This window comes from Rhodoferax sp. EU05-FHT12H12 (genome assembly GCF_058791215.1).
In genome coordinates, this window is the sequence record NZ_JBYTDI010000002.1 from 160360 (window position 1) to 185570 (window position 25211).

20 protein-coding genes and 1 pseudogene are annotated in these 25211 nt (G+C 59.3%); 15 read left to right on the forward strand and 6 right to left on the reverse strand.

Annotation, left to right across the window (positions count from 1 at the left end; translation table 11 throughout):
• Positions 1 to 10 precede the first annotated feature (10 nt).
• Positions 11 to 613, forward strand: a complete 603-nt coding sequence (locus tag AC3WS7_RS05560; protein ID WP_296465027.1) for a TIGR00645 family protein — start codon at positions 11 to 13, stop codon at positions 611 to 613.
• A 9-nt stretch (positions 614 to 622) separates the two neighbouring features.
• Here the strand turns inward: AC3WS7_RS05560 and AC3WS7_RS05565 are convergent, their stop codons facing one another.
• On the reverse strand, positions 623 to 1564 hold the full coding sequence (locus tag AC3WS7_RS05565) for a cation diffusion facilitator family transporter (protein WP_492655669.1): 942 nt from the start codon (positions 1562 to 1564) through the stop codon (positions 623 to 625).
• Positions 1565 to 1617: 53 nt separating this feature from the next.
• On the reverse strand, positions 1618 to 4563 hold the full coding sequence (locus AC3WS7_RS05570; protein WP_492655670.1) for a DNA topoisomerase III: 2946 nt from the start codon (positions 4561 to 4563) through the stop codon (positions 1618 to 1620).
• Between the two features lie 102 nt (positions 4564 to 4665).
• Here AC3WS7_RS05570 and AC3WS7_RS05575 point away from each other — a divergent pair.
• From AC3WS7_RS05575 to AC3WS7_RS05585, 3 genes and pseudogenes are all read left to right on the forward strand, one after another.
• Positions 4666 to 5145: pseudogene (locus AC3WS7_RS05575) on the forward strand (SET domain-containing protein); the annotation flags it as partial.
• Positions 5145 to 5924: a biotin--[acetyl-CoA-carboxylase] ligase gene (locus tag AC3WS7_RS05580; RefSeq protein ID WP_492655671.1), complete on the forward strand. Its 780-nt coding sequence runs from the start codon at positions 5145 to 5147 to the stop codon at positions 5922 to 5924. The pseudogene AC3WS7_RS05575 and the gene AC3WS7_RS05580, both read left to right, overlap by 1 nt.
• Positions 5925 to 5928: 4 nt before the next feature.
• Positions 5929 to 6588, forward strand: a complete 660-nt coding sequence (locus AC3WS7_RS05585; RefSeq protein WP_492655672.1) for an SPOR domain-containing protein — start codon at positions 5929 to 5931, stop codon at positions 6586 to 6588.
• A gap of 19 nt (positions 6589 to 6607) precedes the next feature.
• Here the strand turns inward: AC3WS7_RS05585 and AC3WS7_RS05590 are convergent, their stop codons facing one another.
• The 3 genes from AC3WS7_RS05590 to AC3WS7_RS05600 form a co-directional block, all read right to left on the reverse strand.
• Complete coding sequence (locus tag AC3WS7_RS05590) at positions 6608 to 8053, reverse strand: sensor histidine kinase (RefSeq protein WP_296465312.1); 1446 nt, start codon at positions 8051 to 8053, stop codon at positions 6608 to 6610.
• Between the two features lie 83 nt (positions 8054 to 8136).
• Positions 8137 to 8811 (reverse strand): response regulator, encoded by a 675-nt coding sequence (locus AC3WS7_RS05595; RefSeq protein WP_094481361.1) that lies wholly within the window; start codon positions 8809 to 8811, stop codon positions 8137 to 8139.
• A 96-nt stretch (positions 8812 to 8907) separates the two neighbouring features.
• Positions 8908 to 9390: a MarR family winged helix-turn-helix transcriptional regulator gene (locus AC3WS7_RS05600; protein ID WP_492655673.1), complete on the reverse strand. Its 483-nt coding sequence runs from the start codon at positions 9388 to 9390 to the stop codon at positions 8908 to 8910.
• A gap of 142 nt (positions 9391 to 9532) precedes the next feature.
• Here AC3WS7_RS05600 and recA point away from each other — a divergent pair, with 142 nt between their 5' ends.
• A complete protein-coding gene (recA, locus tag AC3WS7_RS05605; RefSeq protein ID WP_492655674.1) occupies positions 9533 to 10633 on the forward strand; it encodes a recombinase RecA in 1101 nt (366 codons plus the stop codon).
• Positions 10634 to 10650: 17 nt separating this feature from the next.
• On the forward strand, positions 10651 to 11130 hold the full coding sequence (gene recX / locus AC3WS7_RS05610; protein WP_492655675.1) for a recombination regulator RecX: 480 nt from the start codon (positions 10651 to 10653) through the stop codon (positions 11128 to 11130).
• Between the two features lie 81 nt (positions 11131 to 11211).
• On the opposite strand, the gene argC is transcribed toward recX, so the two are convergent.
• Positions 11212 to 12153 carry an N-acetyl-gamma-glutamyl-phosphate reductase gene (gene argC / locus AC3WS7_RS05615; RefSeq protein WP_492655676.1) on the reverse strand — a complete coding sequence of 314 codons (942 nt, stop codon included), beginning with the start codon at positions 12151 to 12153 and terminating at the stop codon, positions 11212 to 11214.
• A 200-nt stretch (positions 12154 to 12353) separates the two neighbouring features.
• Here argC and sucC point away from each other — a divergent pair, with 200 nt between their 5' ends.
• The 9 genes from sucC (at position 12354) to AC3WS7_RS05660 (ending at position 25120) form a co-directional block, all read left to right on the forward strand.
• Entirely contained in the window at positions 12354 to 13520 is a 1167-nt protein-coding gene (gene sucC, locus AC3WS7_RS05620) for an ADP-forming succinate--CoA ligase subunit beta (RefSeq protein WP_296464998.1), read from the forward strand.
• 9 nt (positions 13521 to 13529) lie between these two features.
• Positions 13530 to 14423 carry a succinate--CoA ligase subunit alpha gene (gene sucD, locus AC3WS7_RS05625; RefSeq protein ID WP_296464996.1) on the forward strand — a complete coding sequence of 298 codons (894 nt, stop codon included), beginning with the start codon at positions 13530 to 13532 and terminating at the stop codon, positions 14421 to 14423.
• Between the two features lie 110 nt (positions 14424 to 14533).
• The gene (locus AC3WS7_RS05630) at positions 14534 to 15232 is read left to right on the forward strand and encodes a TerC family protein (protein ID WP_492655677.1); all 699 of its coding nucleotides are present in this window, start codon (positions 14534 to 14536) and stop codon (positions 15230 to 15232) included.
• Between the two features lie 186 nt (positions 15233 to 15418).
• Positions 15419 to 18097 (forward strand): CHASE2 domain-containing serine/threonine-protein kinase, encoded by a 2679-nt coding sequence (locus tag AC3WS7_RS05635; RefSeq protein ID WP_492655678.1) that lies wholly within the window; start codon positions 15419 to 15421, stop codon positions 18095 to 18097.
• An 8-nt stretch (positions 18098 to 18105) separates the two neighbouring features.
• Positions 18106 to 18891 carry a Stp1/IreP family PP2C-type Ser/Thr phosphatase gene (locus tag AC3WS7_RS05640; protein ID WP_492655679.1) on the forward strand — a complete coding sequence of 262 codons (786 nt, stop codon included), beginning with the start codon at positions 18106 to 18108 and terminating at the stop codon, positions 18889 to 18891.
• Positions 18892 to 18937: 46 nt separating this feature from the next.
• Complete coding sequence (locus tag AC3WS7_RS05645; protein ID WP_492655680.1) at positions 18938 to 19603, forward strand: FHA domain-containing protein; 666 nt, start codon at positions 18938 to 18940, stop codon at positions 19601 to 19603.
• Between the two features lie 57 nt (positions 19604 to 19660).
• Positions 19661 to 21910 (forward strand): CHASE2 domain-containing protein, encoded by a 2250-nt coding sequence (locus AC3WS7_RS05650; RefSeq protein ID WP_492655681.1) that lies wholly within the window; start codon positions 19661 to 19663, stop codon positions 21908 to 21910.
• Between the two features lie 10 nt (positions 21911 to 21920).
• Complete coding sequence (locus tag AC3WS7_RS05655) at positions 21921 to 22712, forward strand: 3',5'-cyclic-nucleotide phosphodiesterase (RefSeq protein ID WP_492655682.1); 792 nt, start codon at positions 21921 to 21923, stop codon at positions 22710 to 22712.
• Positions 22709 to 25120 carry an ATPase, T2SS/T4P/T4SS family gene (locus AC3WS7_RS05660; protein ID WP_492655683.1) on the forward strand — a complete coding sequence of 804 codons (2412 nt, stop codon included), beginning with the start codon at positions 22709 to 22711 and terminating at the stop codon, positions 25118 to 25120. The genes AC3WS7_RS05655 and AC3WS7_RS05660 overlap by 4 nt, the downstream gene beginning before the upstream one ends.
• Positions 25121 to 25211 lie beyond the last annotated feature (91 nt).

Below are 25211 nucleotides of genomic sequence, written 5' to 3' on the forward strand. Positions count from 1 at the left end.
CGAGCTCCCCATGGCCTCCAACAAGCCTTCTACACGCACTTCCCTGCGCCCCATTCCCAATTTCATCTTTGCCAGCCGCTGGCTGCAGCTGCCGCTGTACATCGGCCTGATCGCTGCGCAGGGCGTGTACGTCTTCCACTTCTGGGTGGAGCTGGTGCACCTGCTGGAAGCCGCCTTTGGCAGCCAGACCGCGCTGCAGGCGCTGATCTCCAGCATTGGGTACAAGTCCGATGTGCAGATCGTCTCGCTGAACGAGACCATCATCATGCTGGTGGTGCTGGCGCTGATTGACGTGGTGATGATCTCCAACCTGCTGATCATGGTCATCGTGGGCGGATACGAAACCTTCGTGAGCCGCATGGACCTGGATGGTCACCCCGACCAGCCGGAGTGGCTGAGCCATGTGAACGCCTCGGTACTGAAAGTGAAGCTGGCCACGGCCATCATTGGCATCAGCTCCATCCACCTGCTCAAGACCTTCATCAACGCCGCCAACTACGACGTCAAGGTGCTGATGTGGCAAACCATCATCCATGTGGTGTTCTTGTTGAGCGCACTGGCGATTGCCTACACCGACAAGCTGCTGACCAGCAGCCACCCCAACAAGCACTGAGTCCGGAACTCAGCCCGGCGGCAGGTGGTCGGCATCCGGCCGGCGCGCCGGGTCCACATGGGTCATGAGGTTGAGCACGCGGTGGCGTTGCAGCACCGCAGCACGGGCCGCCACGGCGATGTTGTGGCCTTCTTCCACCGTGAGGGTGGCGTCCACTTCAATGTGGGCATCGGCCACCACCATGTCGCCCATCTTGCGGGTGCGCACATCGTGCACCCCCGCCACACCGGGCGTGGCCAGCAGCGTGGCGCGTATGGCCTGCACCTCCGCTTCGTCCAGGCCACGGTCCATCAGGTCATGCAGTGCGTCCCAGCCAAAACTCCAGCCCATCTTGCCCACCATCAGGCCCACGATGAGTGCGGCAATCGGGTCCAGCAGCGGAAAACCGAGCAGGTTGCCCGCCAGGCCCAGCCCCACCACCAATGAAGAGGCGGCGTCAGAGCGGGCGTGCCAGGCATTGGCCACCAGCATGCTGGATTTGACCATCTTGGCCACGCGCAGCATGTAACGGAACAGCAGTTCTTTGGATACCAGCGCAACACCCGCAACCCACAGGGCCACCGGATGCACCACGGCAATGGTGCCCGGGTCTTGCAGCTTGACCAAGGCCGACCAGACCATGCCCACGCCCACGGCCAGCAGCAACAGGCCGAGCACCAGCGAGGCAGCGGTCTCAAACCGCTGGTGGCCGTAGGGGTGGTCTTCGTCCGCATCCTTCTGGCTGTGGTGGTTGGCCAGCAGCACCACGCCATCGGCCACCAGGTCGGACAGCGAGTGGATGCCGTCGGCAATCAGCGCCTGGGATTTGGCCAGCACGCCCACCACGATTTGCAAGGTGCTGAGCACCAGGTTCACCACCACGCTGACCCAGGTGCTGCGTGTGGCGGCTGCCGTACGTTCCGCCGCGCTGTGGGGGCTGTGCTCGGGGTCGTCAGTCTCGGTGAAGTTCATGGGGCTGTGCCTGTGAAGATCACCGAGTCTGATGCCCCTGCCTTAAGGCAGGCTTAGCTCAGGTGCTTGCCGGCGATGCCGGCCAGCTCAAACATGGTGACCTGGGGCTTGCCAAACACTTCGAGCAGCTTGGCATCGGCGTTGATGCTGCGCTTGTCTTTGGCGTCCTGCAGGCCATTGGCCTTGATGTAGTCCCACAGCTTTTTCATCACCTGCGGGCGGGCAATCGGCTCCGCACCAATCACCGCGGCCAGCGCGGCGCTGGGTTGTTTGCCGCTGGCAGCGGTGGTTTTGCGCGGTGCCTTGGGTTTGGCTTCTTTGGCCGCTGCCGCTTTCTTTGTGGGGGCTTTTTTGGCTGCAGCCCCCGTGGATGCTGCGCGAGTAGCTCCTGTTTTTGTAGCGCCTGCTGCTTTGGTGGCGGCCTTGTAGGCCGTCTTGCGCGGCGGGAACTTGCTGGGGGCGAACTCGAAGTTCACCTTGCCAGCTTCTGCGTCCCAGGCCAGCATGGCCTTGAAGGCACGGCGCGTGCGCATGGAGACAAACTTGTCCAGCAGGTCGGTCTTGCCGGTGGCCAGCAGTTTTTGCATCTGCTCGCGCTCGATGGGTTGCTGCAGGATGATCTGGCCGCTCTTGAAGTCGCAGCTCGGGGTGGGCTGGGCGTCGGTGGGTACCGATTTCTCGCACACATAGTTCTTGCCGTGTTCGAACACGCTGCCGCCGCACTTGGGGCAGGCGCCCAGCGCGGTCTGGGCGCTGAAGTCGATGATTTCGCCGCTCTCTTCGCCGGCCTTGTCGTCGCCAAAGTCGAACTCCAGCTTGTAGTTTTTGGCTTCTTCGTCGAACTTGATGACCATCTCGGCCGTGAACGGCCAGCCGGCCTTGGAGCGGAAGCCGTCCAGCGGACCGATCTTCTTGTCACGCAGGAACTGTTCCACTTCCACGGTCTCGAAGGTGCGTCCGGCGGGCGACTTGCCAAAGGAAAAGCCGCAGCCGTCCTCGGTGCCGGTCTGGCCGGTGCACGTGAAGCGGCGGTAGTTTTCCTTGACGATGCCGCCGCAGTTGGGGCAGCGTGCCTCCAGCGTGGCGTAGTCGCCAGGGATGGTGTCGCGGTCGTACTCCTTGGCCTTTTTGACCATGCGCTCGGTCATGGCGGCGATCTCGGCCATGAAGGTCTCGCGGCGCAGCTTGCCCTGTTCCATCTGGGCCAGCTTGTATTCCCACTCACCCGTCAGTTCGGCCTTGGAGAGCTCTTCCACACCCAGGCCGCGCAAGAGCGTCATGAGCTGGAAGGCCTTGGCGGTAGGAATCAGCTCGCGGCCTTCGCGCAGCATGTACTTCTCGGCAATCAGGCCTTCGATGATGCTGGAGCGGGTGGCAGGTGTGCCCAGGCCTTTTTCGCCCATGGCCTCGCGCAGCTCGTCGTCGTCCACGGTCTTGCCTGCGTTTTCCATGGCGCCGAGCAAGGTGGCTTCGGAGTAGCGCGCGGGCGGCTTGGTTTTCAGTCCCTTGGGGTCCACCGGGTCGCCCTTGACCTTTTCGCCGGGCGCCACGGGCACCAGGTTTTGGCCCTTGTCGCCTTCCTTGGCATCTTCCACTTCGGCAGCGGCTTCTTTGCCGTAGATGGCCAGCCAGCCCGGTTTGACCAACACTTTTCCTTCGGTCTTGAAGGCGTGCTGGGCAGCGGTGGTGATGCGGGTCGTGACTTGGTATTCGGCGCTGGGGAAGAAGATGGCCATGAAGCGGCGCACCACCAGGTCGTAAATCTTCTGCTCGGCCTCGCTCAGGCCACTGGGGGCTTGCAGCGTGGGGATGATGGCAAAGTGATCCGAGACCTTGGCGTTGTCAAACACGCGTTTGGTGGGTTTCACATAGCCGCCCTTGACGGCCTGGGCCGCAAACGGGGCCAGGTGCTTCATGCCGCTGTCGGCCAGCATCTCCAGCGTCTGCTTGACGACCGGCACATAGTCTTCGGGCAGGTTGCGCGAATCGGTACGCGGGTAGGTCAGGGCCTTGTGGCGCTCGTACAGGCTTTGGGCGATGGAGAGCGTAGTCTTGGCGGAGAAGCCAAACTTGCCGTTGGCCTCTCGCTGCAAACTGGTCAGGTCAAACAGCAGGGGAGACGCTTGCGTAGTGGGCTTGCTTTCCTCGGTCACGGTGGCTTGCTGGCCACGCACGGCGTCGGCAATGGCCTGCGCTTCACGCTGGCTCCAGACGCGGTCGGCCTTTTTCTCGGCGTCGTCCGCGTCGCGTTTGTGCGCGGGGTTGAACCACTTGGCGGCATAGTCGCCCGCCTCGGCGTGGAAGGATGCGTGGATTTCCCAGTAGTCGCGGCTGACAAACTTGCGGATCAGCTCTTCGCGCTCCACCACCACGCTCAAGGTCGGCGTTTGCACGCGGCCCACCGTGGTCAGGAAGAAACCACCGTCGCGGCTGTTGAACGCCGTCATGGCGCGTGTGCCGTTGATGCCCACCAGCCAGTCCGCCTCCGACCGGCAGCGCGCGGCGTCGGCAAGTGGCTGCATTTGCGCATTGGTGCGCAACGCGCCAAAGCCATCACGAATGGCTTGGGGTGTCATCGACTGCAGCCACAGGCGGCTGACGGGCTTGCCCAGCGGCTTGGCGCCACCGGCGTACTGCTCGATCAGGCGGAAGATCAGCTCCCCTTCGCGGCCCGCGTCACAGGCGTTGACGATCTTGTCCACGTCCTTGCGTTTGGCCAGCTTGACCACCGCGTTCAGGCGTGTCTTGGTCTTGTCCACGGGCTTGAGGTCAAAGTGCGGCGGAATGACGGGCAGGTGGGCAAAGCTCCACTTGCCGCGTTTCACGTCAAATTCTTCGGGAGCCTGGATCTCGACCAGGTGGCCCACGGCGCTGGAGACGACGTAATCCTCGCTCTCGAAGTATTCGTCGTGTTTTTCGAACTTGCCTGCCGTGGGCGTGAGCGCGCGCACGATGTCTTGGGCGACCGACGGCTTTTCTGCAATGACCAAAGTTTTCATCTGACTACAATCCAGTTCTCGCGTGCGCGCAGGCGCGCACTTGCACACGCAGGCACGCACACATGCGCGCCCATACGATTCACCATACCAAATTTTCGACCCGTGGCAAAAACCCCAGTGATTTCCTCCACCCCTGCCAATAACCGACGCATCCAGGCGCGGCGCTCCGGGGTCCACGGCAAAGGCGTGTTTGCAGTGCAGGACATCGCCGAGGGCGAAACCATCATCGAGTATGTGGGCGAGGTCATCAGCTGGCAGGAGGCGCAAGACCGCCACCCCCACGACCCCAAGGACCCCAACCACACCTTCTACTTCTCGCTGGAAGACGGCAACGTGATCGACGCGCTGTATGGCGGCAACTCCTCGCGCTGGATCAACCATTCGTGCGACGGCAACTGCGAGGCTGACGAGGTGGAGGGCCGTGTGTTCATCAAGGCGCTGCGCAACATCAAGGCCGGTGAAGAGCTGAATTACGACTACGGCCTGATCATCGACGAGCGCTACACCAAGAAGCTCAAGGCGGAGTACCCCTGCTGGTGCGGCAGCAAGAACTGCCGAGGCACACTCCTGTCCCCCAAGAAATGACAGTACGCTGGCCTGCCGAAGCGATCTGGGAGGCCATCAGCCCCCTGTGGCCGACCTTTTCGGTGGAGATCCTGCCAGAGGTGGACTCCACCAACACCGAGCTGATGCGCCGCGCACGTGCGGGGCAGCTGGACCCGGTGCTGCTGGTGGCCGAGCGCCAGACCGCGGGCCGCGGCCGCCTGGGGCGCGACTGGAAAAGTGATGTGCAGGGCCTGGGTGGCACGCTGACATTCTCGCTGGGGGTGCCTCTGGCGCCCGCGGATTGGTCGGGCCTGTCCTTGGCCGTGGGGCTGGCCGTGGTGGAAAGCCTGCACCCGGAGCTGCGCCTGAAATGGCCCAACGACGTGTGGCTGCAGCAGCGCAAGCTGGCCGGCATCCTGATCGAAACCGCCAGTGTGGGCGATGTGCGTTTTGCCGTGATCGGCGTGGGCATCAATATCGCCCGCCGCGATGCCACCGACCTGCGCACCCCGCCTGCGGCCTTGCAGGAGCTGTGGCCCGAGGCCACGGCCCCGGATGTGCTGGCGCGTGTGGCCCTGCCGCTAGCCCGGGCGGTGCAGCGGTTTGCGGCGGAGGGTTTTGCACCTTTGCGCCCGGCTTTCCACTTGCGTGACCTGCTGTATGGCCAGCTGGTGGTGTGCAGCGATGGCGTGGGCGGCACCGCCCGCGGCGTGGATGCCAGCGGCGCGCTGCTGGTGCATACTGACCAGGGTTTGCTCAAAATTAACAGTGCGGAGGTCAGTGTGCGGCCTGCGCCCCCTGCCACGGTGCCCTGACCTTATGTTGCGTTTGCTAGTCCTGGTTTTGCTGCTTGCCAACGGCCTGTTTTTCGCCTGGAGCCATGGCCTGCTGCGTGCCTATGGGTTTGCCCCCGCGCCGGTCAACGAGCCGCAGCGCATGGCCCAGCAAATCAGGCCTGAGAGCATCAAGCTGCTCAGCGCCAGCGAGATCAAGCGCGTGGAGGCCCAGGTGCAGGCCGATCTGGCGCCCAAGGAGTGCCTGCAGGCCGGGCCTTTTGATGACGCCCAGGCGGCGACCTTGCGCAAGGCGCTGGAGTCTGCCCTGCCCTCGGGGTCCTGGCAGCTGGAGGAGGCCAAGGTGGCGGCCCAGTGGATCGTCTACATGGGCAAGTACGCCACGGCTGAGCTGCAGGCCAAGAAGCGGGCGGAGCTCCATGGCATGGGCATCAAGTCGGACAGTGTCAGCACCCCTGCGCTGGAGATCGGCCTGTCCTTGGGCGGTTTTGAGACCGAGGCTGCGGCCAAGGCCGAGCTGGCACGTCTGGCACCCAAGGGCATTCGTACTGCCAAAGTGGTGCAAGAGCGCGAAGCCGGCACGGCCAGTGTGCTCAAGCTGCCTGCCCTGACCGAGATGTTGCGTGCCAAATTGGCAGACCTGAAGCCGGCTTTGGCCGGCAAGCCCCTGAAAAACTGCCCTTGACCGCGGCGTTGCGGCCCGCTTAGGCGCTGTCTGGCCGCTGGTGAAAGCGCAGCGTAAAGCTGGCACCCGGCATGGCGGCGCCGGGTTTGGCGTCTTCGACCGAAATGGTGGCGTGGTGCTGGCGGGCAATTTCCAGCACGATGGGCAGGCCCAGCCCGGAACCGTCGGCCTCGTTGCCCAGTGCGCGGTAAAACGGCTGGAACACCAGCTCGCGCTCCGCTACGGGGATGCCGGGGCCTGAGTCCTCCACTTGCAACACCAATGCCTTGCTGAACGGGTCCAGCAGCACGCGGGCGGTGATCACGCCCGGTTTTTCGGCGCTGCTGGGGGTGTAGTTGATGGCGTTGTCCACCAAATTGCGCACCATTTCCTTCAGCAGTGTCGGGTTGCCCGACAGGCTCACGCCATCGGTGCCGGGTTGCACGCCCTCAAACCCGAGGTCGATGTGTTTGTCCATGGCCCGTGGCACGCAGTCGCGCACCACGTCCATGGTCAGGCGTGCCAGATCGCAGGGCTGGTGACTGAGCACGGCGCCACTGCTCTCGGCGCGGGCCAGCGCCAGCAGCTGGTTCACGGTGTGGGTGGCGCGGATGCTGGAGCGGCCGATTTGTCGCAGGGACTGTTTGAGGTCTTCGGCGCTGGCGCCCTGGCGTTGGGCCAGGTCGGCCTGCATGCGCAGCCCGGCCAGCGGCGTTTTGAGCTGGTGCGCCGCATCGGCCAGGAAGCGTTTTTGCGTGGCGATGGAGTCCTTCAGGCGCATCAGCAGGTCGTTCACCGAGGACACCAGTGGCACGACCTCCAGCGGCACGGCTTCCACATCCAGCGGGCTCAGGTCGTCCGGGCTGCGCGCACGGATGCGCTCCTCCAGGCTGTTGAGCGGCTTGATGGCCTGTACCAGCGCCAGCCAGACCAGCAGCACCGCCAGCGGCAGGATGACGAACTGCGGCAGCATCACGCCCTTGACGATCTCGGTGGCCAGCACCGAGCGTTTGTCCATGGTTTCGGCCACCTGCACCAGCGCGGGTTTGCCCTGGGGCAGGTCCAGCTTGACCCACATGTAGGCCACCTTCAGGTCCACGCCCTTGAACTCCACATCCCGCATGCGGACTTCGCCGGGCGGCAGCCGTTCGTCCTCAGGCGGGAGGGGCAGCTCTTTTTCACCGCTCAGGTATTCGCCTTGGGTACCCAGCACCTGGTAATACACGGTGTCGGCATCGTCGGCACGCAGCAGTTCCCGTGCGGGCAGCGGCAATACAAACTGGGCGTGACTTTTGTTGATGGTGATGAGCTGGGCCAATGCGCCCACGTTGTATTCGAGCGAGCGGTCAAACGGTTTGCCGGCAATGCCTTGGGCCACCAGCCAGGTCAGTACCAGGCTGACTGGCCACAGCAGCAGCAGGGGCGTGAGCATCCAGTCCAGGATTTCTCCGAACAGGCTGCGTTGCTCGCGCTGGAAAAGCTTCATCGGCAAGGTGTGTTTTTCAAGCCAAATAGGGGCTTAGGCGCCGTGAAATATGCGTGAAAAGCTATGAAAAACATAGCATTTATTCAGGGGGCGATCTTTTCCAGGCAATAACCCAGGCCCCGCACGGTGGCGATGCGGATGGGGCCCTTCTCGATCTTCTTGCGCAGGCGGTGGATGTAGACCTCGATGGCGTTGTTGCTCACCTCTTCGCCCCACTCGCACAGGCGCTCCACCAACTGGTCCTTGCTGACCAGGCGGCCGGCGCGCTGCAGCAGCACTTCCAGCAGGCCCAATTCACGGGCAGACAGCTCCACCATTTTGCCGTCGATGGTGGCCACGCGGCCGGCCTGGTCGTAGGTCAGCGGCCCGTGTTTGATGCTGGCGCTGGTGGCGCCCATGCCACGGCGCACCAGGGCACGCACACGGGCTTCCAGCTCTTGCAGGCTGAAGGGTTTGGCCATGTAGTCGTCAGCGCCGTAGTCCAGGCCCTTGACGCGCTCGTCCACGCTGTCGGCTGCGGTGAGGATGAGCACCGGCAGCGAAGAGCCGCGGGCGCGCAGTTTCTTCAGCACCTCCAGCCCGTGCATCTTGGGCAGGCCCAGGTCCAGGATCAGCAGATCGAACTCGGTGTTGGTCATCAGCGCGGCATCAGCTTCGGTGCCACTGGCCACGTGGTCCACAGCGGCGCCCGCACTGCGCAGGGCGCGCAGCAGGCCGTCGGCCAGGACCTGGTCGTCTTCGGCTATGAGTATTCGCATGGGTTGTCTCCTCGCTCGGGCAGCGCGTTGCTGCGGTGTTTTTGCCATTCTAGGCGCGCGCCCTGCACGCCCCCTGGCGTGGCAGTGGCGACGCCGCTACCGCCCGCTGTAGGCCTCCAGGCCCAGGGCCACCACGGTGGCGACTTCGGCGCTGACGGCTTGGCGCAGCTCGTCTTCGGCCTGAGCCACCGCTTCCCGGTAGGCCCCCAGCCAGGCCAGGCCGATGGCCGTGAACTGAACGTGCCGCGCGCGCGCATCGGCCGGGTCGTCTTTGCGCGTCACCATGCCCCAGGCCTCGCACTGGGTCACCAGCGTGCCCATGGCCTGCTTGCTCATGCCGGCACGCTGGGCCAGATCAGTCAGGCGCAAACCTTCTACTGCCAGGTGCCGCGTGATGTGGATGTGGGCCGCGCCCACCTGCCCGCGCTCGGCCAGATTGGACAGCCCCAGTGGCACACCGGGGTGGTGCGCCATCAGCTCCAGCACCCGTGCGTCAAAGCGCTCCAGCGCCAGGCGCAGCCAGTGGCCCAAGTGGTTTTGCCGCCAGGTGTCATTCGGGATGGGGAGGGAGTCAGGCACGGCTAAATGGTAATGCAAACTGATTAAAAAATGTGTTTGAGGTTTTTAATGTGCCGCTTAAACTACTGTTCAAGCATCCAGCCTGTTGTTAAATCCAGATGGCTGCGGCGCACCAACCCATTGATTTTCAAGGAGATTTCTCATGGACGCACCCGTCAAGAACCCCAACAACACCAATGGTGGCAACGCCGAAAAGGCCAAGGCCCTGCAGGTGGCCCTGGCCCAGATCGAAAAGCAGTTCGGCAAGGGCACCATCATGCGCTTGGGCGAGGGCGAGGTGATCGAGGACATCCAGGTCGTCTCCACCGGCTCCTTGGGGCTGGACATTGCGCTGGGCGTAGGCGGTCTGCCCCGGGGGCGTGTCGTCGAAATCTACGGTCCGGAGTCATCCGGCAAGACCACGCTGACGCTGCAGGTGATTGCCGAAATGCAAAAGCAGGGCGGCCAGTGCGCCTTTGTGGACGCCGAGCATGCGCTGGACGTGCAGTACGCCCAAAAGCTGGGCGTGAACCTGCAAGACCTGCTGATCTCCCAGCCCGACACCGGTGAGCAGGCGCTGGAAATTGTGGACAGCCTGGTGCGCTCCGGCGCGGTCGATCTGATCATCGTGGACTCGGTGGCGGCGTTGACACCCAAGGCCGAACTGGAAGGCGAAATGGGTGACAGCTTGCCCGGTCTGCAGGCCCGCCTGATGAGCCAGGCCCTGCGCAAGCTCACCGCCCATATCAAGAAGACCAACTGCATGGTCATCTTCATCAACCAGATTCGCATGAAGATTGGCGTGATGTTCGGCAGCCCCGAAACGACTACCGGCGGCAACGCGCTGAAGTTCTACGCCTCGGTGCGCCTGGACATCCGCCGCACCGGCACCATCAAGAAGGGCGAGGACGCGATCGGCAACGAAACCAAGGTCAAGGTGGTGAAGAACAAGGTGGCGCCCCCGTTCAAGACGGCCGAGTTCGACATCCTGTTCGGCGAGGGCATCAGCCGCCACGGTGAAATCATCGACATGGGCGTGACGGCCGGCATTCTGGAAAAGTCTGGTGCCTGGTACGCCTACCAGGGCGAAAAAATCGGTCAGGGCCGTGACAACGCGCGGGAGTTCCTGCGTGAAAACCCGGCCCTGTCGGTAGAGATCGAAAACAAGGTGCGCGAAGGCCTGGGTATCCCCTTGCTGCCCGTGGCCGAACCCGAGGTCAAGACCAAGGGGAAGAAGGGCGACAAGGCCGAAAAATCTGAGTAAATTGGCCTTTAACCCTTATGGATACTGCGCAAGCAGCTATGAAATCAGGAGCAATACAAACGCCATCCTTGACCGGCCGTGCCTTGCGCCTGCTCAGCACCCGGGAGCATTCCCGGGCCGAGCTGGAGCGCAAGCTGGCGCAGTACGAGGAAGAGCCCGGCGCTGTGGCCAAGGTGCTGGACGCTCTGCAGGCCAAGGGGTTTATCAACGAGGCGCGGGTGCTGGAGTCGGTGGTGCATCGGCGGGCCAGCAAGCTGGGTGCTTCGCGCATCAAGCAAGAGCTGCAGGCCAAAGGGCTGGAGCCGCAGGCCGTGGCCGAAGCGGTGCAGGCCCTGCGCGCCAGTGAACTGGAGCGCGCCCGCGAGATCTGGCGCAAGAAGTTTGGCCGCCAGCCCGCTGATGCGGCCGAGCGCGGCAAGCAGATGCGCTTTCTGGCCAGTCGCGGCTTTGGCGGCGACACCATCCACAAGGTGGTGTCGGGCGCGGACGAAGATTAGGGCAATTTGCCGCCGGGCCCCCCAAGGCAAATTGGTCCCCCTTGGGGGCCAGCGACCCGCGCAGCGGCGGAGCGTGGGGGCTTAACCTTCCAGGCCCAGCATCAATTGCAGGTTCTGCACGGCTGCGCCGCTGGCACCCTTGCCCAGGTTGTCGAGGCGAGCCACCAACACGGCATGGGCAAAGCCGTCTTTGGCCGCGTCATTGGCAAACACGCGCAATTCCAGTTGGTTGGTGTCGGCCAGCGCTGCAGCATCCAGTTTGAGGTCGGGTGTGACGGGCTCCACGGTCACCCAGGTGCTGCCCGCATAGTGCTGGGCCAGCGCCTTGTTCAGGTCTTGCGCGCTGGGCTGGCCAGGCAAGGTGTCCAGATGCAGGGGCAGTTGCACCAGCATGCCTTGTTTGAAATTGCCCACCGATGGCACAAACAGCGGGCGCCGTGTCAGGCCCCCGTACTGCATGATTTCAGGGATGTGCTTGTGCTTGAGGCCCAGGGCGTACAGCTCGTAGGGCGCGCCCGTGCCTTGCTCGTAGGCCTCGATCATGGTGCGACCGCCACCCGAATAGCCACTCACCGAGGGCAGGCAAACGGGGAAATCGGCAGGCAGCAGGCCTGCATCTACCAGCGGGCGGATCAGTGCAATTGCTCCGGTGGCGTAACAGCCCGGGTTGCTCACACGGCGGGCATTCGCCACGGCCTCGCGCTGGCCTGGGGCCAGTTCAGGAAAACCGTAAACCCAGCCCGCGGCGGTACGGTGTGCGGTGGAGGCGTCGATGATGCGCGGGCCCGGGTGGCCGGTTTCTTTCTCCAGGCCGTCCACCATGGCCACGGTTTCGAAGGCGGCGTCATCATGCAGGCACAGCACCACCAGGTCAGCCTGCGCCACCAGCGCGCGCTTGGCCTGCGGGTCTTTGCGCAGGGCCGGGTCTATGCTGAGAAGTTCGATCTGCGGCATGGCCTGCAGGCGCTCCCGAATTTGCAGTCCGGTGGTGCCAGCTTCGCCGTCAATAAAGATCTTTTTCATCCGATGTGCCATTCTTCAACAAAGGGGAAATGTAGGCCCCGCGGGGGTGGTCGAGCCTTGCAGGCTCACAGCGTTGTAAGCCTCGCACAAGTATTGTGCATCGCACCATGATACAGTCGCAGGCTGATGTGTCCAGTGCCATGCACTCGCAATTTCATGTTGCGGCATGGTGAAAATTGTCCAGTCCAGAGAGAGACGTCATGAAGATTCACGAGTACCAAGGCAAGGAAATCTTGCGCCAGTTCGGTGTGCCGGTGCCCCGCGGCATCCCCGCTTTCACAGTGCAAGAGGCGGTGGAAGCTGCCCAGAAACTTGGCGGCCCAGTTTGGGTTGTCAAGGCACAAATCCACGCAGGTGGACGCGGCAAGGGCGGTGGCGTGAAGGTGGCCAAGTCCATCGACGACGTCAAACGCCTGGCTGGCGAAATTTTGGGCATGCAGCTCAAGACGCACCAGACTGGCCCCGAAGGCCAAAAGGTACGCCGCCTCTACATCGAAGACGGCGCCGACATCAAGAATGAACTGTATGTGTCGCTGGTGACCGATCGCGCTACGCAGAAGGTGGCCCTGATCGCGTCGAGCGAAGGTGGCATGGACATCGAGGAAGTGGCCCATTCCACGCCTGAAAAGATCGTGACCGAGATGATCGATCCTCTGACCGGTATCACGACCGAGCAGAGCAAGAAAGTGGCCGCAGCCATTGGCCTGACCGGCGCTTCTATCGACCAGGCCGTAGACATCTTCGCCAAGATCTACAAGTGCTACATGGACACCGATGCGTCGCTGGTGGAAATCAACCCGCTGAACTGCGACTCCAAGGGCAATTTGATGGCCTTGGACGCCAAGTTCAACTTTGACCCCAACGCGCTGTTCCGCCACCCCGAAATCGTGGCCTACCGCGATCTGGACGAAGAAGACGCTGCCGAAGTGGAAGCTTCCAAGTTCGACCTGGCTTACATCAGTCTGGACGGCAACATCGGTTGCCTGGTGAACGGCGCTGGTTTGGCCATGGCCACCATGGACACCATCAAGCTGTATGGTGCTGAGCCTGCCAACTTCCTGGACGTGGGCGGCGGAGCCACCCCCGAGAAGGTGACCGAAGCCTTCAAGATCATGTTGAAGAACCCCAAGGTCGAGGCCATCATGGTCAACATCTTCGGCGGCATCATGAAGTGCGACACCATCGCCACCGGCGTGATCACCGCCTGCAAGGCCGTGAACCTGTCCGTGCCGCTGGTGGTGCGCATGAAGGGCACCAACGAAGACCTGGGCAAAAAGATGCTGGCCGAGTCCGGCTTGCCCATCATCAGCGCCGACAGCATGGCCGAAGCGGCCGAAAAAGTTGTCGCAGCCGTCAAAGCCCGCTAAGGAAACACCATGTCGATCTTTATCAACAAAGACACCAAAGTCATCACCCAGGGTATCACCGGCAAGACCGGCCAATTCCACACTGAAAAGTGCCAGGAATACGCAAACGGCAAAAACTGCTTTGTGGCTGGCGTGAACCCCAAGAAGGCTGGCGAGTCCATCTTCAACATCCCAATCTACGCCTCCGTCAAGGAAGCGGCCAGCGATACTGGCGCCACCGTGTCGGTGATCTATGTGCCGCCCGCCGGCGCTGCTGCTGCCATCTGGGAGGCTGTCGAAGCCGATCTGGACTTGGCGATCTGCATTACCGAAGGCATTCCCGTGCGCGACATGCTGGAAGTGCGCAACAAGATGAAGGCCAAGGAAGCTGCTGGTGGCAAGCGCACGCTGTTGCTCGGACCCAACTGCCCTGGCTTGATCACGCCTGACGAAATCAAGATCGGCATCATGCCCGGCCACATCCATCGCAAGGGCCGCATCGGTGTGGTGTCCCGTTCCGGTACGCTGACCTATGAAGCGGTGGCGCAACTGACCGAGATCGGTCTGGGCCAGTCCAGCGCGGTTGGCATTGGTGGTGACCCCATCAACGGCTTGAAGCACATCGACGTGATGAAGGCCTTCAATGACGATCCCGATACCGACGCCGTCATCATGATTGGTGAAATCGGCGGACCCGATGAAGCCGAAGCCGCCCGTTGGTGCAAGCTGAACATGAAGAAGCCGATCGTGGGATTTATCGCTGGTGTGACAGCGCCCCCAGGAAAGCGCATGGGCCACGCTGGCGCCTTGATCTCTGGTGGTGCAGACACCGCCGATGCCAAGCTGGCTGTCATGGAAGAGTGCGGCTTCAAGGTCACACGCAATCCCTCTGAAATGGCCAAACTGCTCAAGGCCATGCTGTAAGCGTGGTGCTAGGGGCAAGGTTGGTACGCTGACCTTCACACAAGCCGGATGTCCTGAGTGACAATCCGGCTTTCGCATTTTGGGGTAACACACTCCGCACAAGGACTACCGTGGAAGAATTTCTCACAGCGCATTTCTGGATTGCCGTCGGTCAAATCATCATGATCGACATTTTGTTGGGTGGTGACAACGCCGTGGTGATTGCGCTCGCATGTCGCAAATTGCCTGCCCACCAGCGTCTCAAGGGCATTCTGTGGGGGACCGCCGGTGCGATTGTGTTGCGTGTGGTGCTGATTGCTTTTGCGCTGACCTTGTTGCAGATTCCTTACCTGAAGCTGGTTGGCGCAGCCTTGTTGCTGTGGATCGGTGTCAAGTTATTGGCACCCCATGATGAGGATGAACATTCCAATATCCAGGGGAGCGACAAACTGTGGGCTGCGGTCAAAACTGTCATCGTGGCCGACTTGGTGATGAGTGTGGATAACGTGATTGCGATCGCTGGTGCAGCCACGGGGGCCGGTAGTGGTCACCAGTTGTCTTTGGTAATTTTTGGTTTGCTGGTGAGTATTCCCATCATCATCTGGGGCAGCCAGTTGGTCCTTAAATTGATGGACCGTTTCCCCTTCATCATTACGGTGGGTGGCATGCTTTTGGGTTGGATCGCGGGCACCATGGCCCATGGTGATCCGGCCATGAAAGAGGTTTTGCCACAAACGACCGTGTGGAGCTATGGTCTGGGTGTTGCTGGCGCGGTGTTGGTGTATGCCTTGGGTTACGTTAGCCGCAAACGGGTGCCAAGCAGTACTTGAGGGCAGGCGCCTCCGCTCATCGCACTGGTGTTCCACTTGTCAAAAAAGCGCCGGGCAGCAGGCTTTATCGCCTTGTGAAAGGGCGTGCTGTCTGATACTGTTACAAATTAAGAGCCTCCCCGTCTGGGAAGGATGTGGCGTGTGTTCGGCTGATGAAATTGGCCTGACTCAGGGTGAGGGGGATGGGTGGCGAAACGTTCTTCAAAGTTGCAGGTGTTTTGGCGTACCGACTGGTTTGCCGGCATAGCCGTGGTGCTTGTGGCCATCGCTTTGCACGTGGCGACCGATTTTGTTGGAACCCTGGAGCGCCGTTTCTACGACTTCGCCAGTACAAGTACCGCGCGTCAGCCCTCTGACCGCATCGCAGTAATTGCCATCGATGACCAGAGCATTGCCAATATTGGGCGTTGGCCATGGCCAAGAGATGTGCATGCCAAACTGATTGATCAACTTGCGGCTGCCAAAGCCAAGACGATTGCGCACACCGCGTTCTTCATCGAACCGCAGGTCGACCCAGGCTTGCAATACATCCGCAAAATGAAGACTGCTGTGAATGCACCCGCGGATGGTGGTGCTCCCAATGCACAGTTGGTACAACTTATCGCGGAAGCAGAGCAAGCCCTGGATACCGATGCCAAGCTGGTGGCCAGTGTGCAAGCAGCGGGCAATGTGATATTGCCTTCTGTGTACGTTCTGGGGGAACCGCAAGGGCGTCCGGATGAACCTTTGCCGCCGTATGCGGCGAAAAGTGCCATCGATGAAAACAGAGGCTACTCCATCCTGGCGCAGCGTGGTCAGCAGCCGCTAGAAGCGCTGGGCAACGTTGCTGCAGGCATTGGCCACCTGAACCAGTTTCCAGATGTGGATGGGGCTGTGCGCCTTGAGCCCTTGCTGGTGAATTTCTACGGGAAGGCGATTCCATCGATGGCGCTGTTGGCGGCCGTGAATAGTTTGAATTTGAATGCCGCAGATATCCGCTTGAATGCAGGCGAATCCGTGCAAGTCGGACGACTGCAGGTCAAAACAAATGATGTCGCCTTGATGTTGCCCCAGTTCTACAAGGGACGAGAAGGCAAACCAGCGTTCGCGGTAGATTCTTTTTACGATGTCTTGACCGGGAAAATTCCGGCCAGCAAGTACGCAGACAAAATTGTGATCATTGGCGCGACTGCCGCAGGTGTGGGCGTGCAGTTTCCGGTGCCAGGGTATTCATCGTTGTCACCTGCCGAGACAATCGCACACATCACTTCCAGCATTTTGAGCGAGCATTTTATTGTTCAGCCTGTTTGGGCGGTGTGGGCCAGCCTTGGGGCCTTTTTGTTGGTGGCAGCATATATTGTGTGGGCTTTGCCCAGGTTGGGGGCGGGTACCGCAGCCTCGTTAACACTTGGTGGCTTTGTCGCGCTGTTGCTGATGGAGTTTGGGCTGTTGTCGGGTGCGGCGACCTGGGTTCAATTGGTTTTCCCGGCTGCTGTGCTGGTGTTGGGCCACTTGGCATTAACGACCAAACGGTTTTTGATGACAGAGGCAGGCAAGGTCAAAGCGGACGAAGAATCGGCAGAAACCAACCGGATGATGGGCTTGGCGCTCCAGGGCCAGGGGCAGTTGGATATGGCATTCGATCGCTTTCGCCGCGTCCCCATGGGGGATGCTGTGATGGGCAATTTGTACAGTTTGGCGCTGGACTTTGAACGCAAACGCCAATTCAACAAAGCTGAGTCTGTGTACGAGCACATGGCGGCTTTTGATGCTGGTTATAAAGATATCAAGGCCAAACTGAGTCGGGCCAAAAACCTCTCGGAAACAGTCATTCTTGGCAGTGCTGGGCACCCGGGGGGCACCATGCTTTTGGATGGCGGCGCAGTAGAAAAACCCATGCTGGGGCGCTACCAAGTGGAAAAAGAACTTGGCAAGGGTGCCATGGGCGTGGTGTACCTCGGCAAAGATCCCAAGATTGGCCGGGTGGTGGCCATCAAAACCATGGCTCTGAGCCAGGAGTTTGCAGGCGAAGAGTTGGTGGATGCGCGTGAGCGGTTTTTCCGTGAGGCGGAGACAGCTGGACGTTTACAACACCAGAATATCGTTACGATTTTTGATGCCGGTGAAGAACATGATTTGGCTTATATCGCCATGGAGTTTCTGAAAGGGCGCGATCTGGTCGAATACTGCAAAGGCGGCAATCTATTGCCGGTTCCTTTGGTTGTCAGCATTGTTGCAAGAGTGGCAGAGGCTTTGGACTATGCCCACAGGCAGATGGTGGTCCACCGCGACATCAAGCCAGCCAACATCATGTACGAGCGTGAAAGTGACTCGGTGAAGGTGACTGATTTCGGAATCGCTCGCATCACAGACTCCAGTAAGACCAAAACCGGCCTGGTTTTGGGGACGCCCAGTTTTATGTCGCCTGAGCAGTTGGCGGGGAAAAAAGTGGATGGGCGCTCTGACTTGTACTCTTTGGGCGTGATGCTTTTTCAGTTGCTGACGGGGGTACTTCCCTTTCGCGGCGACTCCATGGCAGAGTTGATGTTCAAAATTGCAAATGAGGAAGCCCCCGATGTGCGGGTGGTTCGCCCAGAGTTGCCTGAAGCCTTGGCGAGCATAGTCGCCTTGATGCTGCACAAACGGCCGGAGTTGCGTTACCAGGATGGTGCACAAGTTGCGCTGGATTTGCGTGGTGCCCTGTCTGCTTCTACCGTACCACCGGTTGTGCAAGGAGCGCCGGTTGTTGGGGGCGGTTCTGCGAGCCCTACCGATTTTGCAGCAACGAATCCGAATGTAGCCGCTGCGTATGACCGCACCGTCGTGCAAACAGTAGCCCGCGTGGACGCGCGCCCATCGTCCGGCTCTACCGATATAGAAATTTGACAGCACCCATGATGTACCAGTTTTGCGCCCAAACAGACCCTGGTCGGACCCGAGATAACAACGAGGATTCGGTCGCTTTTGAGGAAACTGCGAAGGTCGCGGTGTTGGCCGATGGCATGGGTGGATATAACGCCGGTGAAATTGCCAGTGGAATGGCCACGGCCTTCATCAAGTCGGAGCTCAGTCGCTGGTTGACGGTCGCGGGGGCCACCGCGCAGGCAAAAGAGGTGCGGCGGGCGATGGAAATATGTGTCGATAACGCCAACATGGCGATTTTCAACTCTGCCAACGCCAATGCGGCATATGCAGGTATGGGGACGACACTGGTGGTCGGGGTGTTTCGGGACGATCGCCTGCTGTTGGGGCACATCGGAGACTCGCGATGCTACCGTTTACGCGCCGGTGTCCTGAGTCAGATCACCAAGGATCACTCTTTGCTGCAGGAGCAAATTGATGCGGGCCTTATCTCCACCGAGCAAGCTGCGAACTCTTCCATCAAGAATTTGGTGACGCGCGCTTTGGGTGTTGAGGATGCAGTTGCACTGGATGTCAACGAGTACGTGGTCGAGCCAGGCGACTTGTATCTTATGTGCTCAGACGGCTTATCAGATATGGTCGCCGATGAACTAATCGCTAGAATCGTAAGCGAGAGCGTGGCCTTGGACCAAAAAGCAGATTTATTGATTGCTGCCGCCAACGAGAATGGCGGTCGAGACAATATTTCGGTGTTGATGGTCTCGGTAAGCGAGGCAGCGGAGCGGCGGGGTTTGTTTGCCAGGCTGCTAGGGAAGTAGAGTACTGGGATTTTCCACAAACCAATTACAGAAAAAGGAGTCGATCATGCCGAAGATGATCGTTTCGATCGATGAGGTCGTGATCAAGGAAGTTCAGCTTACGAAGGACCGCACGACCCTGGGGCGCCGTCCCTACAACGATATCGTTATCGATAACTTGGCTGTAAGTGGTGAGCATGCTGTATTGCTCATGACAGGTGGAGAGGTATTCCTGGAAGACCTTAACAGCACGAATGGTACCTACATCAATGGCAAGGCCGTGAAGAAGCAGCAATTGCAAAACGGTGACGGTATTGAAATTGGGAAGTACAAAATCAAGTTTGTTGGCGACGGTGCTGCTGAGAATTTTGACAAAACCATGGTGGTGCGTGCGCGCCCCATGGTCGCACCCTCAAGTGCTCCCGCATCGGGGTACCCCACTGCGGCTGGGGACTCGATGGGGCTCGGTGCGTTTCACGCGGCGATCAAAGTGTTGTCGGGTGCAGCTTCTGGCCGTGAGGTCCCTCTGACCAAGGTGGTCACCACGATTGGCAAGCCGGGTGTTGCGGTCGCTGCAATCACCCGTCGACAGCATGGCTACGTGGTGCATCATGTGGAGGGGGCTGGCAATCCCACCTTGAATGGAACGCCTATTGGAACAGACCCCATATCCCTGAAAAATGGTGATTTGGTGGAGCTGGCGGGAACCCAAATGCAGTTTGTGCAAACCTGATTGTTATCCGTCAGCAGGCCTGACCGCTTCCTCCCCTTGGTGTTGGCAGGCGTTTGCATGAATTCAATTGCAAAACACTGGCGGCGTATTGCGGTGACGCTGATCCCGGTGCTTCTGGCTTTGTTGCACGCCATGGGCGTGGCGCGTATGGGAGTTCTTCAGCGCCTGGACGACATCATCTACGATGCGCGTCTTCAAGCCACGATGCCGCGCACACTGGATGATCGCATCGTCATTATTGATATTGACGAAAAAAGCCTGGCTGAACTTGGTCGTTGGCCCTGGGGGCGCAACAAGCTGGCTGAATTGGTCGACACCTTGTTTTTGGACCAACAAGTTGCCGTTCTTGGGTTCGATGTTGTGTTTGCGGAGGCGGATGAAAGCTCGGGTCTGGCGCGGCTAAATCAGTTGGCCAAACAGGAGTTGAAAGACTATCCAGGTTTCTCCGAGCGTCTGAAGCAGTTGGAACCCGAGTTGGATTTTGACGCTGCGTTTGCAAGGGCCATTGCCAATCGTCCCGTTGTCATGGGGTACTACCTCACCAGTGACAAAGAGGGGCGCTCCAGCGGTGTGCTGCCTGTGCCTGTGCTGCCTGGGTCGGCGCTGCAGGGACGCCAAATCAAGGCCACCTCGTGGACGGGGTATGGCGCAAACATAGAGCAACTGGCGCTCTCGGCGCCTATGGCCGGCTTTTTCAACTCCATCACGGATGGTGATGGCGTTGTGCGCTCTCTTCCCCTGTTGGCGGAGCACAAAGGTGACTATTATGAGTCCATCGCACTTGCCATGTTTCGCGTTATTGCGGGTATGCCAACCGTGGCTCCGGGTTTTTCCAATGAACGTTTTATAGCCAAACCATACCAGGGCATGGATCGGGTGTTGCTGAAACAGGGCGACAAAGCACTGGCGATCCCTGTCGATGAGCGTGTTGCGACGTTGGTGCCCTATCGGGGATATGGGGGGGTGAGTGGTGGTTCTTTCCGCTACATATCCGCTACTGACGTTGTGAGCAAACGGCTGCCCTCTGGCGCACTTAAGGACAAGGTGGTGCTGCTCGGCACGACTGCACCAGGGCTGCTGGATTTGCGGGTTACCCCAGTAGGAGAAACCTACCCAGGCGTAGAAACGCACGCCAATATTATTTCTTCGCTGCTTGACGGTTATGTGCTGGTGAGACCTGATTACGCCGTGGGGTATGAAGTGGTGGTGGTTTTGTTGTCGGGTCTGCTGTTGGCGTTTGGTCTGCCACTGCTGTCGGCACCACGCGCCGTGTTGTTGAGCGTGGCCGTACTTGGCCTGCTGGTTGCGATGAACTTATGGCTCTACCTGGGGTATGGGCTGGTCTTGCCCCTAGCCTCTGTGCTTGCTATGGCAGTCACGGCCTTCGGCCTGAATATGAGTTACGGCTATTTTGTGGAAAGCCGCTCCAAGCGCGAATTGGCCAATTTGTTTGGAACCTACGTGCCGCCTGAATTGGTGGACGAAATGGTGAAGGACCCGGACAGCTATAGCATGCAGGCGACCAATCGTGAAATGACGGTGATGTTTTGCGATATGCGCGGCTTTACCAAAATGTCGGAACAAATGGAGCCGATACAGTTGCAGGCCCTGTTGACGGGCGTATTCAGTCGCCTGACGATGTTGATTCGTGCCAACCGAGGCACGATTGATAAATATATGGGCGACTGTGTGATGGCCTTTTGGGGGGCGCCGGTGGAAACTGCAGAACACGCACATTTGGCAGTGAAATCCGCCATGGAAATGGCAAGTGCGGTTCGGGAAATCAATGCAGAGCACCGGGCAAACGGCTTGCCAGAGATTGGCATCGGTATTGGTCTCAACACTGGAAGTATGTGCGTGGGGGACATGGGCTCCAATATTCGAAGAAGCTACACCGTCATCGGCGACGCGGTAAATTTGGGTTCCAGATTGGAAGGACTTTCTAAGGTTTACGGTGTGGACATTGTGGTCAGCGAGAGTGCCAAAAAACTGGCATCGGACGTTGTATGGCAGGAGCTGGACAAGGTGCGCGTAAAAGGGAAAGAACAAACCGTGTCCATTTATGGGCCTTTGGTGCCTTTGGCACGCATCAGCTCTGAGATTGCGGAAGAAGTGAAAACATGGGCCGCATTTTTGCGCGCGTATCGAGCTCAAAACTGGGACCAGGCAGAGGTGTTGTTGATCAACTTAATGCGCATGAACGCAAAAAAATACCTTTACCAGCTGTACTCCGAGAGAGTAGCCTCCATGCGATTGCTGCCGTTTGACCCAGACTGGGATGGCGCAACCAACTTCGAAACCAAATAGGGCGCCATCTGTGAAAGTCCGCGTATTGGGATGCTCGGGAGCGATTGCCAAGGACTGTAGAACTACGTCTTTTTTGCTTGACGCTCAAATCCTGGTAGATGCTGGTACGGGTGTGGGTGACCTGACGCTGGCAGAAATGGCCGCCATCGAGGGTGTCTTCCTCTCCCATTCGCACCTGGACCATGTGGCGGCTTTGCCATTGATGGTGGACGCGGTGGCCGCGCAACGAAGTCATCCACTCAATATTTATGCCCTGCCTGGCACCATCGCAGCCTTGAAAACCCATATTTTCAATGACGTGATCTGGCCTGACTTTTCGCGCATACCTCGCGTCGATGCGCCCTTCATCCGATTCGTGGAAGTCTCGGTTGGGGAGCAGGTGCACTTGTTCGGGAAAACGGTCGAAGTGCTGCCGGCGACACACACTGTGCCGGCAGCTGGGTTTGCGGTGAATGCGGGTGGTGCAAACTGGGTCTTTACGGGTGATACCGAGCGGAATCCCGCTTTGTGGGCGCGAATCAATGGAATGCCCGTGGCCATGTTGGTAATTGAAACTGCATTCAGCAACCGAGAAAAAGACCTGGCCAAAAAAAGCCTGCATCTTTCTCCAAATTCATTGTTCCAAGAGTTGGATTGCATTGCCGAAGGCGTGCGATATCCTATTTTTATTACCCATACCAAGCCCGCGGAAACCGATCTGATCATGGCGGAAATTCAAGGCTTTGATCAGACACAGCCCTTTGGCCCGGATGTCATGTACGACATCCGTTGGTTGCACGCGGGGCAGGAGTTCGACATATGAGTTCAGTTATCCAGCCCGCCGGTGCGGAGCACGCTTTTTTTGAATCGCAGAAGTTGCCCTCTAAAAAAAGAGGCATGACCTTTGAGGCGCTCTTCTATCGGCAGTTGCATCAAGTGACCGCGCGTATCCATGAAACCGAAAACATCGAGCAGATCATGCTGGAAACCAGCCAAGAGATTTGCAAACTCCTCAATGCAGATCGCCTGACTTTGTATGCCGTAAGTGAAGATCAAACGTCTATCGTTTCCAAGATCAAGACGGGCCTGAACAGCAGTCGTGATTTGAAGTTGCCCATTTCCCCCCAGAGTCTGGCTGGGTACGCCGCGTATAGCAAGGCCGCATTGAACTTGGTGGACGTCTATGACGAAGACGCCTTGCGACGCATTCACCCGGCACTTTCTTTTTTGAAGGAAGTGGACAAACGCTCTGGGTATCGGACCAAGCAAATGCTGGTGGCCCCCATCATGGACGGAAGCCACTTGCATGGGGTCTTGCAGGTCATCAATAACAAGAATGATGAGCCTTTTGGCGAGTTGGAAGTAGATGGTGTGACCGAGTTGTGCAAGACGCTGGCGACGGCGATTCGCCAGCGCCTGAAAAAGTCAAACGATAGCGGCGGCGTCAAAAAGGCCAGCAAGTTCGACAGCCTTGTCGCGGACGGGCTGTTGACCGAGCAAGAACTGCGGGACGCTGTGGAGGACGCTCGTGCAGAGGGCCAGTCCAGCGAATTCGCATTGATGTCCAGTTTTGGTCTCAGCCCCGCCCTGTTGGGTGGTGCACTTGCCAAATTTTTTGGTGTGGCGTACGAGCCCTTCAATGCGGGCCGCATACGCTCCGAGATGCTACACGGTGCGCTTAAACGCGAGTTTATTGTGGAACAGGGGTGGATCCCTTTGGAGGAGTCGCCAGAAGGGCTGGTGATCATGTGTTTGGACCCGGAGGCGGTCAAAGGCTCGCGGGTTGTGCCCCAGGTGTTTCCCCGGTCCAGCAAGTTTGCATACCGGGTCACGACCCAAACGGAGTTCAAAGACACACTGGCCCAGTTATTCGGCGCATCTGCGGACAGCAGCACCATTGATCAGTTGTTGGCGGACATGGATGGGGCACCGATTGATGACGGTTCCAATGACGACTCTTTGGAGTCCGCAGCAGCAGACAACGAACTGGTCAAGTTTGTGAACAAAGTGATCATCGATGCCTACAACCAAAAGGTATCAGATATCCACATTGAACCCATGCCTGGCAAGCTCAAGACCGGCATTCGATTCCGTATTGATGGAAGTCTGGTTCCCTATGTGGAGGTGCCTGCGCACTTTCGCCAGGCAATGGTCACCCGCCTCAAAATCATGTGTGATTTGGATATTTCGGAGCGCCGCAAACCGCAGGACGGGAAGATCAAATTCAAAAAGTACGGCCCGCTGGACATCGAACTTCGCGTTGCGACCATCCCGTCTGCTGGTGGTGTGGAAGATGTGGTTATGCGGATATTGGCAGCCGGTGAGCCGATCCCCCTGGAGAAGTTGGGTCTGACGCCCCACAACAAAGCGCGTCTGGAGGCAACCGTCAGCAAACCCTATGGTTTGTTTTATGTGTGCGGTCCAACAGGGTCAGGAAAAACAACCACCCTGCATTCAATTTTGAAGTTTTTGAACACACCCGATACCAAAATCTGGACGGCAGAGGATCCGGTGGAAATTACACAGAAAGGTTTGCGCCAAGTTCAGATCAACAAAAAAGCGGGTATTGATTTTGCGCTGGTGATGCGCGCTTTCTTGCGTGCGGACCCAGACATCATTATGGTGGGCGAGTCGCGGGACAAAGAGACCGTATCGATGGGGGTTGAAGCCTCATTAACCGGGCACATGGTGTTCTCGACGCTTCACACCAATTCCGCGCCTGAGTCCATTACCCGCTTGCTGGACATGGGAATGGACCCCTTCAACTTCGCGGATGCGCTGCTGGGCATTTTGGCTCAACGACTTGCAAAGAAGTTGTGCGACTGCAAACAAGCGTATGTTCCAGATGCCGAGGAATTACGCTTGTTCGCGGCTGAATATGCCGAAGAACTACGCCATTCCCACGCTTGGAAAGCAGATTATGCCGGCGAGTCAAAAAAAATGGTCGATACATGGCTGCAAACCTACGGAGAGGGAGGGCAGCTCAAACTTTACAAAGCGGTAGGTTGCGACAAATGCAATGGCTCCGGCTACAAAGGGCGGATCGGTCTGCATGAACTGATGGTGGCGGATGACGCCGTGAAGAAGCTGATCCAAGAGCGTGCGCGGGTAGCAGAGCTGTTTTCTGCAGCTGTTGAGGGAGGCATGCGGACTTTGAAGATGGATGGAATGGAGAAGGTGATGATGGGGTTGACGGATTTGAAAATGGTTCGGCAAGTATGTATTAAGTGACAAAAATGTTGCGCATCCAATCGACGGGGGCGCGTCAAACCACTCCCTGGCGCGCATAAAGGGCATTTTTGTCGGTAGTTCCATGATTTTG